The sequence below is a fragment of the Chloroflexota bacterium genome, from assembly GCA_018648225.1.
In the GTDB taxonomy this organism is placed as follows: Bacteria; Chloroflexota; Anaerolineae; order Anaerolineales; family UBA11858; genus NIOZ-UU35.
Map to the genome: position 1 here is coordinate 1 of JABGRQ010000150.1, position 3951 is coordinate 3951.

Consider the following 3951-nt stretch of genomic DNA (forward strand, 5'->3'; position numbering starts at 1 on the left):
TTATTTTGAAATTTCTCGTTGGGGTTTTTTTTCTGCGCGAAGCGCTTAGTTCAACATCATGTGAAACAGCATATCGAAGCGCGCCCGACTGAACCCATTCTCGTTAAAGGTAAAAGCCACCCCCTGGATGTCTTTGAAATTTCAGGATTACGAAGCTAAAACTTTCGTTTCCCCTCCCCCGAGATTCGGGGGAGGGGTGGGGGCAAATTTAGGCATCGCCCAATTGACTCAACATGCTGGGGAACAAAGCATAAAATTCGGTCGCAGCCACCACATCTTTCAGTGGAACCTGTTCCAGGTGCGTGTGGGCAAATTTCTCGTCGCCGGGGCCAAAACCAATCGAAGGGATTTCGGCTTTACCGGCCCAGTAGGTGCCATTGGTCGAAAAATCCCAGGTGCCCAGTTTGCGCGGCTCACCCCAGAGTTTCTCGACCGTGCGCTGCCCGGCTTGTACCATCGGGTGCGCGTCATCCAGCAGCCAGGCCGGATAATGCTTGGAAACCGGAAAGACAAACCCTGTGTAAGATGGGTCATCGTAGAACAGTTCTTCGACCTTGATTTCTTCCTGTAGATAATCAGGTATCAAACCCCTGATTTGAGCAATCACATCGTCGTGCGGCTCATTGGATGTAATGCGGCGGTCCAGGTAAATTGTGAACTGATCGGGTACCGCGTTCAGTGAAGCTGTGCGCACCTTCAGATCGGTCACGGCAATCGAGGGGCGGCCCTGAATGGGATGTCCGCCCAGGCCAAAATGGAAGCGGCGATCCAACTCGCGGATTTGGGTAATCACAGCCATCATTTTATAAACCGCATTATCACCCAGATAGTGCGAAGCGGCATGCGCTGAACGGCCCGAAGCCGTGATCTTTAACTCGATGCGCCCTTTATGCCCGCGGTAGACCTGCATCCTGGTGGGTTCACCGATCACCACAAAGTCTGGGCGGATGCCGGGGTCAACTTCAACAAATGTGTTGGGGGCAATCCCATCGCACCATTCTTCCATATTTCCAAAATACCAGGCGGTGGTGTCTTTGAGCAAGCCCAATTGGTTGGCAAGCGCCAGGCCATACACCATGCCGGGGGTAGAACCCTTTTCATCGCAGGCGCCGCGGGCATACAAAATGCCATCTTCGACCTTGCCCACAAATGGATCCCAATTCCAAGTGGCCGGGTCGCCTATGCCTACAGTATCGATGTGCGAATCGTAGACGACCACACGCGGGCCATTGCCAATCCGCCCCAAGATATTGCCCATTTTGTCGAAACGGACTTCATCAAAGCCCAATTTGCTCATTTCTGCGCCGATGCGCTCGCCAACATCTTTAAGCTGGCCTTCCATGCTGGGGATGGCGACAATATCCCGCATGAATTGGATGATCGCTTCTCGGCGATTTTCTACTTCACGATGAAGAGTTTGGATAAGACTTTTATCCGTCATAATGGCATCCTTATTTTTTTTTAAGAGTTAGATTGGCGGGGTCATTAAGTTGTCAGACAACTTACATTTTATCACAAATAAAAAAACAACCCTTGCGGAATTTTGCAAGGGTTGCCAATATTTAGAAATACTATATTTACTCTTGAACCAGCAGGCGCATATACGCCCCCAAATCATCGATTTCATCAAACGCCCAGGTTGCGTCGATGATTTCATCTTGTCGCTTGGATGAAATCACTCCCTCAGCGTTGGCGCGGAATTTGGCGACGATCTCATCATCCGAGAGGGGGTTTTCAGGCGACCCTTTGGCGTGATCCACCTGCGCGGAGTGGACAGCACCCTCGAGGGTGGTAATCTGCACCCGGGCGCGCTTGACCCGCGGGAAGAGCGCGTCAATTTCGGGGTCGGCAATTACCTTAATTTTGCCTAACAAATCCCAGATACGCGGGTCATGCAGTTTTTCATCGCTGAACGAATCGGGCAACACGGCCCCATCGGCCACCGCCGCGGCAATGACATAAGGCAGCGAGTGATCGGCAGTCTCTTTGGTTTTGGGCGCAAACTTGCTCGGGTCGGAAAGAATATCGGCCCCGCGGGTGGTCGTCTCGACTAAAATTTCAGCAATATCTTCACCAGCCAAATTATGCTCGCGGCAAACTTGCAGCGCCGCGCTGATCGGCTGGTGTGTCAGCGCCTCAGTGGGAAAAGCCTTGTAACCGCAACGCGTTATCATGAAATCTACGCCCAAATCTTTGAGCAGCCAATCGGGGCGCCAGGTCACGTTGTTCAAGACTTCAAAAAGACCCTCCTTGCCTTCCATTACTTCCACGGGACCTTCGTAGCCCTCACGCGCCATCATCGCCGCGATCACCCCGGCCTGCGCGGCCAGCGGATCAGCAGTATTCTTCATATTGGTGAGATGTCCGGCGACCACACCGCCCAGCGTGAAATGACTGCTGCCGCAGATGCCCACCGCGGCGACCATCTGCTCTACATCAAGATCGTACATACGCCCGGCCACTAGCGGGCTGACGAACTGAGTCAGTGTGGCGTGATGCCAGCCAACCTCGCGCACGCCAGGCTCGGCGGCGTGGCACCAGCGCATTTCGAACTCGTAGGCCAGCACAATTGCCAACAGCGCATCGCGGCCATTCTTGCCATTGGCCTCCGCCGCCGCCAACGCCGCCCCGATAATGTCGGAGGGGTGCGAGGGGTCTTGCTCCCAGTAGATGTCGTTATAATCCAGGGCGCGCGTCAGCAGGCAATTCATCAACGCTGCGTTGGGGGCGTTGGTTTGCGCTCCCGTACCGATTACCGTAGCTTCGGGCGTGCCGCCTAATTTCTCGGTAAAGCGATACATGGCCTGCATATCTTCATTTTTCACTGCCGCCAGAGCGCAGCCCACGCTATCCAGCAAAAAGCGTTTGGCTTCTTTGACTGCAGCCGCGGGTATATCTTCAAACTGTAAATTGATGGCGAATTGCGCCATTTTGTGGCTGAGGAATGTCATAGGGTTCTCCTTTGAATTCAAAAACTATCATGCCTATACACAAATCAAGTTTGTGGAAATAGGTCTTTTGTTACCAGAAACAAGAATCTTCACTTCAAGCTTTTTCGGCTCATCTATCAAAAATTTGCCAATCAAGCATTGTCATACTGAGGTACATCTGAAACATCCAGCATAGCGCCTGCGCTTCGCTATCGCTCAGGGTGACAACCAGTATTTTTGCACACTTCGTACACAAGAGCTACCTTTTCTTACTACTTGGCTTGTTCAGGATGCCAAACCAGGATAACTTTTGTACCCCTGCCGGGGATGGTATCCATATGCAACTCAGCTCCGATGATCTCGGCGCGCTCGAACATCCCGGCGATACCATAATGTTTATCAGCTAATAATTGGCTTATATCCAATGGATCCATCCCGGTCAAACCAATGCCATTGTCTTCAATCATGAGCTGCACACCTTCGGGATCGCAATTGCCATGCAAATGGATGGTGCTGGCCTGGGCATGACGCAGCGCGTTCTCGCAGGCTTGCTGAACAATGCGGTAAAGATGAGCTTCAACCATTGCATCGTGCTGAGGTCCTGAAGTAAATATTTCGACCTGGATATCCACACTGTATTCAGCCCTTACATTCAGTTCATCAGTGTATTCTTCCAATGCCGCAGACAGACCATAATTGAGCATCGCTGGCCGCAATCCACTGATCATTTGCCGCAATCGAGCCGTAGCGGTTTGCAAGCTTTCTTCGAAGTCCGCTGTTGTTTCCTCATCCATCTTCATGGATAAAACAGCCAACTGGTTGAGAACATCATCATGCAAATCCCGCGCAAGATTAGTGCGTTCTTGTTCGTGCCGCTCGACATTGACCTGATACAAGGCGCGGAGGCGTTCGGCCTGCTCGATATTGACCAGGGCAATGGCAGTTTGGTTAGCAATCGTTTTTAGTACATCAACCTCGGTTTGACTGTAATAATCATCGGGATCACGACGGCCCAATAACC

General features: G+C 51.9%; 3 protein-coding genes. All 3 read right to left on the minus strand.

Annotated elements, in window-relative coordinates; all coding sequences use genetic code 11:
* Positions 1-208: 208 nt before the first annotated feature.
* On the minus strand, positions 209-1441 hold the full coding sequence (locus HN413_14265; protein MBT3391560.1) for a YgeY family selenium metabolism-linked hydrolase: 1233 nt from the start codon (positions 1439-1441) through the stop codon (positions 209-211).
* A 136-nt stretch (positions 1442-1577) separates the two neighbouring features.
* Complete coding sequence (locus tag HN413_14270; protein MBT3391561.1) at positions 1578-2951, minus strand: MmgE/PrpD family protein; 1374 nt, start codon at positions 2949-2951, stop codon at positions 1578-1580.
* Positions 2952-3202: 251 nt separating this feature from the next.
* A partial coding sequence (locus HN413_14275; GenBank protein MBT3391562.1) for a hypothetical protein occupies positions 3203-3951 on the minus strand: 749 nt, incomplete at its 5' end.

What these genes read in the sequence shown, in the direction of transcription:
- HN413_14265 (MBT3391560.1), bottom strand. Translation starts at nt 1,441, where the DNA reads ATGACGGATAAAAGTCTTATCCAAACTCTTCATCGTGAAGTAGAAAAT.
- HN413_14270 (MBT3391561.1), bottom strand. Translation starts at nt 2,951, where the DNA reads ATGACATTCCTCAGCCACAAAATGGCGCAATTCGCCATCAATTTACAG.